General features: G+C 67.2%; 11 protein-coding genes. 4 read left to right on the top strand and 7 right to left on the bottom strand.

Annotation, left to right across the window (positions count from 1 at the left end):
- Window positions 1-13: 13 nt before the first annotated feature.
- The 7 genes from siaB to ACFWP0_RS26670 form a co-directional block, all read right to left on the bottom strand.
- Window positions 14-553, bottom strand: a complete 540-nt coding sequence (gene siaB, locus ACFWP0_RS26640; RefSeq protein ID WP_377847329.1) for a biofilm regulation protein kinase SiaB — start codon at window positions 551-553, stop codon at window positions 14-16.
- Between the two features lie 22 nt (window positions 554-575).
- Window positions 576-2561: a biofilm regulation protein phosphatase SiaA gene (gene siaA / locus ACFWP0_RS26645; protein ID WP_377847331.1), complete on the bottom strand. Its 1986-nt coding sequence runs from the start codon at window positions 2559-2561 to the stop codon at window positions 576-578.
- A 211-nt stretch (window positions 2562-2772) separates the two neighbouring features.
- Complete coding sequence (locus ACFWP0_RS26650; RefSeq protein WP_377847333.1) at window positions 2773-3477, bottom strand: ABC transporter ATP-binding protein; 705 nt, start codon at window positions 3475-3477, stop codon at window positions 2773-2775.
- A complete protein-coding gene (locus ACFWP0_RS26655) occupies window positions 3477-4265 on the bottom strand; it encodes an ABC transporter ATP-binding protein (protein WP_377847335.1) in 789 nt (262 codons plus the stop codon). Before ACFWP0_RS26655 ends, ACFWP0_RS26650 begins: the two co-directional genes overlap by 1 nt.
- Complete coding sequence (locus tag ACFWP0_RS26660) at window positions 4262-5227, bottom strand: branched-chain amino acid ABC transporter permease (RefSeq protein WP_377847426.1); 966 nt, start codon at window positions 5225-5227, stop codon at window positions 4262-4264. The genes ACFWP0_RS26655 and ACFWP0_RS26660 overlap by 4 nt, the downstream gene beginning before the upstream one ends.
- The gene (locus ACFWP0_RS26665; protein ID WP_377847337.1) at window positions 5227-6147 is read right to left on the bottom strand and encodes a branched-chain amino acid ABC transporter permease; all 921 of its coding nucleotides are present in this window, start codon (window positions 6145-6147) and stop codon (window positions 5227-5229) included. The genes ACFWP0_RS26660 and ACFWP0_RS26665 overlap by 1 nt, the downstream gene beginning before the upstream one ends.
- 234 nt (window positions 6148-6381) lie before the next feature.
- Entirely contained in the window at window positions 6382-7545 is a 1164-nt protein-coding gene (locus tag ACFWP0_RS26670) for an ABC transporter substrate-binding protein (RefSeq protein ID WP_377847339.1), read from the bottom strand.
- Between the two features lie 319 nt (window positions 7546-7864).
- On the opposite strand from ACFWP0_RS26670, the gene ACFWP0_RS26675 reads away from it, so the two are divergent.
- The 4 genes from ACFWP0_RS26675 (at window position 7865) to argJ (ending at window position 11692) form a co-directional block, all read left to right on the top strand.
- Complete coding sequence (locus tag ACFWP0_RS26675; RefSeq protein WP_377847340.1) at window positions 7865-8776, top strand: alpha/beta hydrolase; 912 nt, start codon at window positions 7865-7867, stop codon at window positions 8774-8776.
- On the top strand, window positions 8769-9263 hold the full coding sequence (locus ACFWP0_RS26680; protein ID WP_377847342.1) for a MarR family winged helix-turn-helix transcriptional regulator: 495 nt from the start codon (window positions 8769-8771) through the stop codon (window positions 9261-9263). Before ACFWP0_RS26675 ends, ACFWP0_RS26680 begins: the two co-directional genes overlap by 8 nt.
- A 50-nt stretch (window positions 9264-9313) precedes the next feature.
- On the top strand, window positions 9314-10354 hold the full coding sequence (locus ACFWP0_RS26685) for a hypothetical protein (protein WP_377847343.1): 1041 nt from the start codon (window positions 9314-9316) through the stop codon (window positions 10352-10354).
- A gap of 111 nt (window positions 10355-10465) precedes the next feature.
- Entirely contained in the window at window positions 10466-11692 is a 1227-nt protein-coding gene (gene argJ, locus ACFWP0_RS26690) for a bifunctional glutamate N-acetyltransferase/amino-acid acetyltransferase ArgJ (RefSeq protein WP_377847345.1), read from the top strand.

Raw genomic sequence — 11692 nt, forward strand, 5'->3', positions numbered from 1 at the left:
AGCGGGCGCGCCCTCAGACCACGACGCTCAGGCTGAAGAAGGCCTTGCCCGCCTGCGCGGCAGGGGTCAGGCTGGCTTCCAGCGGAGCGCCGGCGCGGCGCGCGATGTCTATCAGCCCCAGGCCCGCGCCCGAGGCCACGCCCTGAGTGCGCGGCTTGTGCAGCTGCGCCTTGTATTCGGCCTTCAGCGCGGCCTTGTCCAGTTCGGCCAGTTCCTGGATCCGCGCGACCAGGCTGTGCCCGTCCTCGGATTTCACCAGGTTGCCGGCGGACACCACGTAGCGGCTTTCGTCGCGGCGGCCGATCACGACCGTGGCCGAGGCGTCCACGTCGCCGTTCAGGGCCGCGTACTGGCGGATGTTCTGGATCATCTCGATATAGACCGAAAACACGTCCATGGCTTCCGCGGGCCGCACATGCTCGGCGTTCAGGTAATTCTTCAGCGCATTGCCGATTTCCTCGATCAGGCTGCGAGAGATCGGCCCGTTGAAACACAGCAGGGTGCGGTTCTGGTCGAACCGCTCGCCCAACGCGTAGAGATCGGAGGCATTCATGGGGGTACCGCCCTGATAACGATTATTCGAAACGGAAAGACAGCAAGGTAATGTCGTCACGCTGTGGCCGGCCGCCCTGATACTCGGCAAGCGCCTGGGTGAAGGCGATTGCCTGTTCAGTTAACGGCCGGCGGGCGTGTCTCTTGAGCATGTCGGCGAAACGCGTGTTGCCGAAACCGAAACCGTGCTCGCCGCCCGCCTGGTCGAGAAAGCCGTCGGTCGCCAGGTAATAGGTCCAGCCCGGCTCCATCTGCAGCGCAATATTCTCGTAAACCCCCATGCGCTTGTCGCCCAGCGCGCGCTTGGCGCCGGGCACCTCGCGCAGGCTCTCGCCGTCGCTTGCGTACAGGCTGATCTTCGCGCCCGCGTACAGCAGCCGGCCGGTCTGGCGGTCAATATATACCAGGCCCGCATCGGTATTGGTGGCCAGGGCCCGCGGCAGTTGCGCATCCGCAAGCATGGCCCGGATGGCGTTGTCGGTGCGCGTCAGGATGCCTGCCGGATCGCCCGGCCCGACTTCGGTGATCGCCAGGTCGATGGCGGCGCGGGCCAGCATCGTCATCAGCGCGCCGGGCACGCCGTGGCCGGCGCAGTCCATGATGCCCAGCAGGCAGTTGGCGCCGTCGGAGCGGAACACGTAGAAGTCGCCGCCCACCACGTCGCGGGGCTTCCACAGCACGAAATGGTGCGCGCCCAGCGACTGGGTGAGCTGGCGGTCCGGCAGGATGGCGCGCTGGATCAGGCTGGCGTAGTCGATCGAATCGCCGATCTTCTTGTGCGCCGCGGCCATGGCGCGGTTGGCGTCCTCCAGTTCCGAGGTGCGTTCGCGCACCTTGGTCTCCAGCTCGGCCGTGTGCTTGCGCACCTTGTCGGCCATGACCCCGAAGGCGCGGCTCAGGTCGCCGATCTCGTCCTGCCCGCCCGGCGGCAGGCGCACGTCGTAGCTGCCGTCGGCGATGGCGCGGGCCGACTGCTGCAGGCGGCGCAAGGGGCGCAGCATCAGCCGTTCGATCGCGTAGCCAAAGCACAGCAGCATGGCGGCGAACAGCACCACCAGGCCGATCGCCGCCGGCCATAGCCAATCCGTGTCCAGCACGCGGGCGGCGCCCAGGTCCACCACGGTCAGCACGTGCCAGTGCAGTTCGGGCATGTAGGCCACGGACACCAGTTGGCGCACGCCGTCCATCTTCACCCAGGCCGATTGCACGGACTGCGGATCGGCCTGGGCGGCGTGCATGGCCGACAGCAGTTCGGCGCGGCCTTCGCCGGCGTCCAGCAGGTTGAAGACCATGCCCTTGCCGCCCGCGCCGCCCGCGCCCGAGTTGTAGGCGATGAGCGAGGGGTCCATGTGCGCCTGGATGGCGCCTTCTTCGTCGACGATGATGGGGGTGACGCCGGGCTGGCCGCTATTGACGAATTCGCGCAGGAAGCCGCCCACGTCCAGGCCCGCGCCGGTCAGGCCCATGACCTTGTCGCCGTCCCGGACCTGCACGTTGATCCAGACCTTCGTGGTCTTGAGCTTCAGGTCCGGATTGACGTTGATGTTGTACCTGGCCGGGGACTTGATGGTGGCGTAGAACCAGCCGTCGTCGGCGGCGCTCTTGCTCAGCGTGTAGCGCGGCGTCTCGGACAGAGGCTGGTCGTCGTTGAAGTAGTAGTTGCCGGTGGCGGCGCTGGCGATGAAATAGGCGCGGCCCAGCAGGTCGCGGCGGTAGCCGTCGGCCTCGCGGAAGAACAGCTCGCGGGCGGCCGGATCGCTCTCGTTGCGCAGCCAGCGGCGCGTGACCTCGCTGTCGGCCAGGCGCTGGGACAGCGCCAGCTCGCGCGACACCGGCGCCAGGATGCGCTGGCGGTTCAGCTGCGTGAAATTGTCGGCGAAGGCGCGGCCGAAGTGGTCCCTGACCCCGTCGAGCACCTGCCAGCCGATCAAGGCGGCCGGCGCCAGGGCGACCAGGCACGCCAACAGCAGCGCCATCAGTGATTTTCTGCGCAAACCCCATTTCGCCATGCGAACTCATCCCTCAGCCTGATCGCCGGCGCACCGGTGCGGTGGGCCTGGCGCGGCTAGTGTAGAGAACAGCGGGGGCAATTGAAACAGGTGTATACATCCGGATGCGTCCGGGACACCTTAAGTTGCAAGCCAGCAATATAAATCCTGATTTATTGCGATTTATATCATTTGCTGTTACGCCTGACCGGCCGCCGGTGAGGCTTTCCCGCTACACGCCAAGGTAGCGTTCCCAGAGGCCGCGGTCGGCGTCGAGGGCGGGGGAGTCGCCCGTCCACACCACCTTGCCGCGTTCCAGGATGACGTGGCGGTCCGCCAGGCTCAGCAACCTTTCGACATATTTGTCGATGACGAGGATGGTCTGCCCCGCCTCGCGCAGGCGCGCGAGGCAATTCCAGATTTCCTCGCGGATCTTCGGCGCCAGACCTTCGGTGGCCTCGTCCAGGATCAGCAGCCGGGGGTTGGTCACGAGCGCCCGGCCTATCGCCAGCATCTGCTGCTCGCCGCCCGAGAGCTGGTTGCCCATGTTGCGGGCGCGCTCGCTCAGCCGGGGAAAGAGCTCGAACACGCGTTCCGGCGTCCAGGGTTCGCGGATATCGGGGTTGCGCGACGCCACGAAGGCCGTCAGGTGCTCGCGCACGGTCAGGTTGGGAAAGCACTGCCGCCCTTCCGGGACGATGGCCATGCCGACTCGCGCGATGCGGTCCGGGGTCCAGCCGCTGATGTCCTGCCCCGCGAAATGGATCTTGCCGCCGCGCAGCGGCAACTGGCCGAACAGCGTGCGCAGCAGCGTGGTCTTGCCCATGCCGTTGCGGCCCAGCAGGGTCACGACCTGGCCCGCGCCGATCTCCAGGTCCACGCCGAACAACACCTGGCTCGCGCCGTAGCCGCTCTTGGCCGATTCAATGGTCAGCATCACGCGGTCTCCTCGTCGCCCAGGTAGGCTTGCCGCACTTCCGGGTTGGCGCGGATTTCGTCCGGGGCGCCGGTGGCGATCACACGGCCGTACACCAGCACCGACAGGCGGTCGGCCAGGCGGAACACCGCCTGCATGTCGTGTTCGACCAGCAGCATGGCGGCGCGTCCCCGCATGGATTCAATCAGTTCGGTCAGCCGGACGGTCTCGTCGGGCCCCATGCCCGCCATGGGCTCGTCCAGCAGCAGCACGCTGGGCCGGGCGGCCAGCGCCAGGGCGAACTCCACCTTGCGCTGCTCGCCGTGCGGCAGGGTGCCGGCCGGGCGTTCCAGCAGGCTGGCGTCGATGGCGCATTCCCGGGCCAGCTCGCGCGCCTGTTCATACAGCGCGGATTCGGCCGCGCGCGGCTTCCAGAAGCGGAAGCTGCTGCCCGCATGGGCCTGAACGGCCAGCACCAGATTGTCCAGCACGCTGGACTGCTTGAAGATATTGGTGATCTGGTAGGACCGCGACAGCCCCGCGGCCACGCGCTGGTGCGCGTTCATGCCGGTAACGTCGCGCCCGCCCACGGTCAGGGAGCCCGAATCGGCGGACAGCGTGCCGGACAGCAGGTGGATCAGCGTGGACTTGCCCGCGCCGTTGGGGCCGATCAGGGCGTGGATCTCGCCCGGGTTCAGGGACAGCGACACATTGTCGGTGGCCACCAGCGCGCCGAAGCGGCGCACCAGTCCGCAAGCCTGCAAGGCGGGCGCCGCGGCCTTTGTAGAAGCGTTCGTAGCAGCGGTCATGATCCCACCTTGCCGGATTGCGGGGCGGCGCGTCCGCCGAACAAGGGGCCGAACAGGCCCACCAGGCCGCGCGGCGCGCCAAACACCACGCACAGCAGCAGCACGCCCAGGGGCAGATGCCAGTATTCGGTCCACATGCGCAGCGTTTCTTCCAGGGTCAGCATCACCACCGCGCCGACCACGCCGCCATAGCGCAGGCCGATCCCGCCCACCAGCACCATGATCAGCAGGTTGGCCGACTGGGTCCAGTGCATCAGGCTGGGCGAGATGAAGAGGTTGTGATTGGCCAGCAGCGCGCCGGCCAGCCCGGCGGCCGCGCCGCTCAGCGTGAAGGCCATGAGCTTGATGCGGTAGACCGGGTAGCCCATGGATTCCATGCGCGACTCGTTCTCGCGGATGCCCTGCAGGGCCGTGCCGAAGCGCGAGGCGACCACGCGCCCGAACACCCACATGGACAGCGCGAACAGCGCCAGCACCAGGTAGTAGAAGCTCACGTCGTGGGCCAGGTCGATGCCGGGCAAGGTGGAATAGCCGGGCAGGTTCAGCCCGTCTTCCCCGCCATATTGGCGCAGCGAGATGAAGATATAGAACAGCATCTGCGCAAACGCCAGCGTGATCATGATGAAGTACACGCCGCGGGTGCGCAGCGAGATCGCGCCCGTGATGCAGGCCAGCACCGCCGCCAGCAGCATGGCCGCGGGCCACACGATCAGGGCGGACGTGACGCCCGCCATGGCCAGGATGCCCACCGCATAGGCGCCCGCGCCGAAGAACGCCGCATGCCCCAGCGCCACCATGCCGCCATAGCCCAGGATCAGGTTCAGGCTGGTCGCGGCCAGCGCGTAGATCAGCACGCGCCGCACGAAGGAAATATAGAAGTCCAGGCCCAGCGCCGGCGCGACCAGCGGGAATACCGCCAGCGCGGCCAGCAGGACCACGGTCCAGAGTGTGGTTCTCATGATCAGCCCCGCGCCGGAAACAGGCCGGAGGGCCGGAACACCAGCACAGCCGCCATCAGTACATAAATGGCGATGGCCGCCAGCGTCGGCCCGACGCTGGAAGCCACGGCCGGGGAAAAGACCTGGCGCAGCAGCATGGGCAGGAATGCCCGCCCCGCCGTGTCGACCATGCCCACGAGCAAGGCGCCGACGAAGGCGCCCCGGATGGAGCCGATGCCGCCGATGACGATGCACACCAGCACCAGGATCAGGATTTCCTCGCCCATGCCCACCTGGACCGAGGTGATCGGGCCCAGCAGCGCGCCGGCAACGGCGGCCAGCATCGCGCCCAGCACGAACACGCCCAGGAAAAGCAGGGGCACGCGCACGCCCATCAGGGTGGCCATCTGGCGGTTGGACGCGCCCGCCCGCACCAGCACGCCGGCCCGGGTGCGCGTCACGAACCAGTACAGGCCAACGGCCGACGCCACGCCGAATACGATGATCATCAGGCGGTAGGCGGGATACAGCAGGTCGGGCAAGAGGCGCACCGGGCCGGACAGCATCGCCGGCATGTTGAGCATGACCGGGGCCGGGCCCCAGATCATCTTGACCAGGTCATTGGCGATGAGGATGACGGCAAAGGTGCCCAGCACCTGGGCCAGGTGGTCGCGCAGCGCCAGCCGGCGTATCAGGGTGAGTTCCAGCGCCACGCCGACCAGGCCGGTGGCGACGGCCGCCACCAGGACGGCCGCGGTGAATGAACCTGTGCGCTGCATGGTTTCGGCGGCGACATAGGCGCCGGCCATGTACAGCGAGCCGTGAGCCAGATTCATGATGTCCATGATGCCGAACACCAGGGTCAGCCCGGCCGCGATCAGAAACAACATCAACCCAAACTGCAGACCGTTCAGCAATTGCTCGACGATCAGCGTAAACGTCATGAAAACTTCCCCCTTGCCGCGAATTGCCGATGGCCTCGTTCGCGGCCAAATCACCAAAGCCACCTAAATATGCATCGTGCGGCCCACTATCCGCAGCGCATGAAACGCCCCCCGGCAGGCGGGGTCGCGCGGAACCGGCTTTGCCGGTCCGCCGCGACGCCCCCGCGAGGGGGGCCCGCCTGAGGGGGGCCCGCCTGAGGGAAAATGCGCAGCGCTTCGGCCGTGGGCTCCACCCTAGAGCTTGCACTCGCCGACGTAGACGTCCTGGTACTTGTCGAACACCTTGCCCACCAGCTTGTTGGTGATGCGGCCGCTGCCGTCCTTGTCCACGACGCGCAGGTAGTAGGCCTGGATGGGGTAGTGGTTCTTGCCGTAGGTGTAGCTGCCGCGCACCGACGGGTAGTCGGCCTTTTCCAGCGCCTTCACGATGGCTTCGCGGTCGGAGGCCTTGCCGCCGGCCTGCTTGACGGCGGCGTCCATGGCCATGATCACGTCGTAGGCCTGGGCGGCGTAGACCGAGGGATAGCGGCCGTTGTATTCCTTGCGGAAGGCCTCGACGAAAGCCTTGTTCTGCGGAACGTCCAGGTCATGCGACCATTGCGCCGTGTTGTACATGCCCAGCATGGGTTCGCCCACGGCCTGGATCACGTCTTCGTCGGCCGAGAAGCCCGGGCCGATCAGCTTGACGCTTTGCGACAGGCCGGCGGAGACGAACTGCTTGACGAAGTTGATGCCCATGCCGCCCGGCAGGAAGATGTAGACGGCGTCCGGCTTGGCGGCGCGGATCTGCGCGATCTCGGCGGCGTAGTCGATCTGGCCGAGCTTGGTGTAGACCTCTTCGCCCGGCGCGGTCTTGTAGCCGCGCTTGAAGCCGTTCAGCGCATCCTTGCCGGCCGGGTAGTCCGGGGCCATGATGAACATCTTCTTGAAGCCGCGGTCGGCCGCGACCTTGCCGGCCGCTTCGTGGAAGGCGTCGTTCTGGTAGGACGTGCCGAACCAGTAGTTGTTGCACTGGGCGCCGGCGAACTGGCTGGGGCCGGGGTTGTTCGACAGGTAGGGCACCTTGGCGGCGAAGAGCGCGGGGCCGACGGCCAGGGCCACGTTCGAGCCGATGGGGCCGGTGAAGAAGTCGACCTTGTCGCGCTGGATGTAGCGCGTGACGAGCTGGCGGGCCTGGTCGGGGTTGCCGCCCATGTCGGTCTGCACGAATTCGGCGGGCTGTCCGCCCAGCTTGCTGCCCAGCTGCTTGATGGCCAGGTTGAAGCCGTCGCGGGCTTCGGCGCCCAGCGCCGAGAACGGGCCGGAAATATCGTTGGCGATGCCGACCTTGACGGGATCGGCCGAGGCCAGTGCCGGAACGAGCGCGGCAGCGGCCAAAAGGGAAGTGATCAAACGCATGGTGGTGTGCTCCGTGCGCGAGCCCGCGCAGAGGGTGTTCTTTTTGAAGGTGCGATTCGAAAGACTTCTATGCCCGGCCTGCCGGCGCCGTTGCGCCGCCGTCAAACTGTGGCTTGCAATAATGGTCTAGCAACACCGCAATCCCGTTATGCAGCATAGGGAAAACTGGCGTGGTTCATAGTTTAGGTTTAAAGTATTCGTCAAAACAAGTCTAGGGTTTTTACCAAAGGGTTTTTACTAACGGGTTTTGCCCATCGGCTTTACCCACCAACTTTACTTACCGAATTTATCCACCGATTGTTCCCACCAGCGTCTCGCCATGGCCACCCTCTACCGCAACTACGACCGCGCCGAATTGGACGTCCAGTACAACGCTCGCGCGACAGTACCCGACATCCAGCCGATACTCAAGAAGTACGCCGAGGACAGCGCCGCGGCGCGACAGGCGCTGGACTGCGCGCTGGACGTGCCGTTCGGCGACCACGCCGATGAGCTGCTGGACATATTCCTGCCCGCCCAAGCGGCGCCCGGCGCGCCGGTGTTCGTGTTCATCCACGGCGGCTACTGGCGCCTCTTGTCCAAGAACGAATCCAGCAGCATGGCGCCGGCGTTCACCAACGCGGGCGCGGTGGTCGTATCGGTGAACTATTCGCTGGCGCCCGCCGTGACGCTGGACCGCATCGTGGACCAGAACCGGCGCGCGCTGGCCTGGATCCATCGCCACATCGCCGAGTACGGCGGAGATCCCGCGCGCATCCACGTCTGCGGCAGTTCCGCGGGCGGGCACCTGGTCGGCGCGCTGCTGGCCGGCGGCTGGCATGCGAGCTACGAGGTGCCGCCCGACGTGATCCGCGGCGCCGCCCCCCTGTCCGGCCTGTTCGACCTGCGCCCGCTGGTGCACACCCACATCAACGAGTGGATGCGCATGAGCGAGGCCGACGCCATCCGCAACAGCCCGGCGCTGCACCTGCCGCAGACAGGCTGCCCGCTGGTGCTGAGCTACGGCGAAACCGAGACCGACGAGTTCAAGCGCCAGAGCGACGACTACCTCGCCGCGTGGCGCGAGCGCGGCTTTCCCGGACGCTATGTCCCCATGCCCGGCACAAATCACTACGATATCGTCCTGACGCTCAACGACCCGCACAGCCCGCTGACCCAAGCCATCTTCGATCAGATGGGGCTGATGCCCGCACCTTCACGCATTCCCGGTAATCTTCTTAGCCATGACTGACGCCCCCGACCTGGAATCCCGCGCCGCGCCCGACGATCACCACGCGCTGCGCCTGTGGCTGCGCATGCTGACCTGCGCCAATCTCATCGAAAGCGAGATCCGCAGCCGCCTGCGCAACGAATTCGACACCACCCTGCCCCGCTTCGACCTGATGGCGCAGCTGCAGCGCGCGCCCAAGGGCATGAAGATGGGCGAGCTGTCGCGCCACATGATGGTCACCAACGGCAATATCACCGGCATCACCGACCAGCTCGAAAAAGAAGGGCTGGTGGTGCGCGCCAAGGTCGAATCCGACCGCCGCAGTTCCCTGATCAAGCTGACGCCGCAGGGCAAGAAGAGCTTTGCCCGCATGGCGCGCGCCCATGAATCCTGGGTCAAGTCCATGTTCGAGGACCTGCCCGAGGCCAGCCGCAATGCGCTGTTCCAGGCGCTGGGCGAACTCAAGCTGCAGGTCGTGGCCACCCGGTCCGAATCCGCCAAGGACTGATCCCTCCGCGGCGCTGAATCCGGCGCCCGGATTGGCGCATAATTGCCGCCATGATTCCGGTTTCTCTTCCTGGCGGTAATTTCTACGTACTGATGGCGGTCTCGCTGGCCTGCCTCTCTACGCTGCTGACCTGGCTGGCCGTGTTGGCCACCTCCCGCAGCGCCCGGCTGTGGCTGGGCGAACACCGGCGCGCCGGCAGCCTGATGCTGGCCTTTCTGGCGGCCGTCGGCGCCATCTTCCCCTACCAGCAGTTCAGCCTGTGGTTCTCGGCCCAGCGCGAGGCGCGGGCCGACGACAGCCGCAAGACGGTGCTGGCCCAGCCCACCCAGCTGGCCGGCGTCCAGATGCCCGCCGGCACCGTGCTCAGCCTGGCCACGCCCGGCGAACTGGCCTCGTTCGACCGCGCGGTATTCCCGGACGCCCATCCCGCCCCCGTCCAGGGCATCGTGGCCTCGCGCCTGTTCCGCTACCCGGCCACCAGCCGGCAGGCCGAGACGCTCTCCGTGGAGATCGCCCGCGACCAGGCGCTGGAAGGCTGGCTCTGCGCGCACGGCCACCGGATCGAATTCGTGATGCAGGGCGGACACCCCCGCTTCGCCAGCTGTCACCTGGCCATCGGCAATATGCTGGATCAGCAGCCGGTGCCCCCGGGCGCATGGCTGAAAGTGGAGGACGCCGCCCGCGGCACCCCGCTGGACGCGGCCAGCGCCGCGCCCCGCTGGCTGCTGCGCACCGAAGGCAGCGACTCCCTGACCGTCGGCCAGATTCCGCTGCTGAAAGTGGACGTGCGGCTGGACAACCAGCGCCGCATGCTTGGCTTCGAGGGCCTGATGGCCCGCGACACCGTGCTGGGCGACATGAGCTATCCGCCCGGCACCCGCGTGCTGGCCGCCACCACGCGGGTGCCGGGCGCCCAGCCGGGCGACCTGCTGTTCTCGCCTTCGCGCGGGCGTTCGGCGCGCCGGGCCGGCGGCGAAGACGTGCCGGCGGGCAAATCGGTGCTGCAGGCGCCGGACGGCACCGTGCGCAGCGTGCTCAACAACCGCGAAGCCGGCGTGCTGGACGTGGCCGCCATGCGGATCGGCCCCTGACCGCCGGCTGACAAGCCCCTGCCGCAAAGCGGTGGGATAATACGAAGCTTTCCCCCGCGCGCCGCCGTGCCTGGCGGCGGTTCCGTCCCGCTCACTTCAAGAGACGAAGTCATGGCCGTTAATTTGCAGATCCCCTCCGAGTCCGAAATTTTTCCTGTTGCCGGTGTAGAAATCGGCGTCACCGAGGCCGGCATCCGCAAAGCCAACCGACGTGACCTGACGGTGTTCCGGCTGGCCGAAGGCGCCAGCGTGGCCGGCGTGTTCACGCGCAACCGCTTCTGCGCGGCCCCCGTGCAAGTCTGCCAGGCCCATCTGGCCGCCGGCGGCCCCATCAGCGCGCTGGTCATCAACACGGGCAACGCCAACGCCGGCACCGGCGAAGAAGGCCTGAAGAAAGCGAAGGACACCTGCGACGCGCTGGGCAAGCTGCTGGGCGTGCCCGCCTCGCAGATCCTGCCGTTCTCCACCGGCGTCATCCTGGAGCCGCTGCCCCTGGACCGCCTGGTCGCGGGCCTGCCGGGCGCCATCGCCGACCTGGCGGCCGACCACTGGTCCAGCGCCGCCCACGGCATCATGACCACCGACACGCTGCCGAAGATCTCGTCGGCCAAGGCGCAGATCGGCGGCAAGACGGTCACCTTCACCGGCATCAGCAAGGGCGCGGGCATGATCCGCCCCAACATGGCCACGATGCTGAGCTTCCTGGCCACCGACGCCGGCATCGCCCAGCCGCTCCTGCGCAAGCTGGCCGTGGAAATCGCCGACGCCTCGTTCAACCGCATCACCGTGGACGGCGACACTTCCACGAATGACTCCTTCATCATCGCCGCCACCGGCAAGTCGGGCGTCAACGTCAATAGCGAATCCGACGCCGCCTACGCCGCCGTGCGCGAGGCCCTGACGGCCGCCGCGCTGGACCTGGCGACCAAGATCGTGCGCGACGCCGAAGGCGCCACCAAGTTCATGACCATCCGCGTCGAAGAAGCCGGCACCACCGAGGAAGCCCTGAAGGTGGCCTATGCCGTGGCGCACTCGCCGCTGGTCAAGACCGCCTTCTTCGCGTCCGACCCCAACCTGGGACGCATCCTGGCCGCCGTCGGCTACGCCGGCATCGATGACCTGGACGTGTCCAACATCCGCCTGTGGCTGGACGACGTGCTGGTGGCCAAGGACGGCGGACGCAACCCCGACTACCAGGAAGCCGACGGCCAGCGCGTAATGAAGCAGGCCGAGATCTCGGTGCGCATCGCGCTGGGCCGCGGCCAGGTGAGCGACACTGTCTACACCTGCGACTTCTCCCACGAGTATGTCTCGATCAACGCCGACTACCGCTCCTGA

Origin of the sequence: Achromobacter sp. NPDC058515, from assembly GCF_042721735.1 — a bacterium.
Lineage (GTDB): Bacteria > Pseudomonadota > Gammaproteobacteria > Burkholderiales > Burkholderiaceae_B > Achromobacter.

What these genes read in the sequence shown, in the direction of transcription:
- argJ (WP_377847345.1), top strand. Translation starts at nt 10,466, where the DNA reads ATGGCCGTTAATTTGCAGATCCCCTCCGAGTCCGAAATTTTTCCTGTT.
- ACFWP0_RS26685 (WP_377847343.1), top strand. Translation starts at nt 9,314, where the DNA reads ATGATTCCGGTTTCTCTTCCTGGCGGTAATTTCTACGTACTGATGGCG.
- ACFWP0_RS26670 (WP_377847339.1), bottom strand. Translation starts at nt 7,545, where the DNA reads ATGCGTTTGATCACTTCCCTTTTGGCCGCTGCCGCGCTCGTTCCGGCA.
- ACFWP0_RS26650 (WP_377847333.1), bottom strand. Translation starts at nt 3,477, where the DNA reads ATGCTGACCATTGAATCGGCCAAGAGCGGCTACGGCGCGAGCCAGGTG.
- siaB (WP_377847329.1), bottom strand. Translation starts at nt 553, where the DNA reads ATGAATGCCTCCGATCTCTACGCGTTGGGCGAGCGGTTCGACCAGAAC.
- siaA (WP_377847331.1), bottom strand. Translation starts at nt 2,561, where the DNA reads ATGGCGAAATGGGGTTTGCGCAGAAAATCACTGATGGCGCTGCTGTTG.
- ACFWP0_RS26675 (WP_377847340.1), top strand. Translation starts at nt 7,865, where the DNA reads ATGGCCACCCTCTACCGCAACTACGACCGCGCCGAATTGGACGTCCAG.
- ACFWP0_RS26680 (WP_377847342.1), top strand. Translation starts at nt 8,769, where the DNA reads ATGACTGACGCCCCCGACCTGGAATCCCGCGCCGCGCCCGACGATCAC.
- ACFWP0_RS26655 (WP_377847335.1), bottom strand. Translation starts at nt 4,265, where the DNA reads ATGACCGCTGCTACGAACGCTTCTACAAAGGCCGCGGCGCCCGCCTTG.
- ACFWP0_RS26665 (WP_377847337.1), bottom strand. Translation starts at nt 6,147, where the DNA reads ATGACGTTTACGCTGATCGTCGAGCAATTGCTGAACGGTCTGCAGTTT.